The 234-nt window shown below is 33.3% G+C and carries 1 pseudogene; it reads left to right on the plus strand.

The features are described 5' to 3' along the window. Nucleotides 1-226 (plus strand): annotated as a pseudogene (locus CWB66_RS21865) (UDP-glucose 6-dehydrogenase); the annotation flags it as partial. Nucleotides 227-234: the final 8 nt, after the last annotated feature.

Below are 234 nucleotides of genomic sequence, written 5' to 3' on the forward strand. Positions count from 1 at the left end.
TATTGTGGTAGGTGAGCAAAGTGAGAGTGCTAAAGTCTTTGCTAAAGAACTAGAGCAAGGTGCTATTAAGCTAAATATAGACATTTTATTTACTGCTTCAAACGAAGCTGAGGAGATTAAGCTTTATTCAAATACCTATTTTTCTATGCGGGTCGCCTATTTTAATGAGTTATACAGATATGCAGAGTATCATTGTTTGGATAGTAATCAGATAATTCAAGTTGTATGATTAGA

Source organism: Pseudoalteromonas sp. S558 (assembly GCF_005886635.1).
GTDB lineage: Bacteria > Pseudomonadota > Gammaproteobacteria > Enterobacterales > Alteromonadaceae > Pseudoalteromonas > Pseudoalteromonas aliena.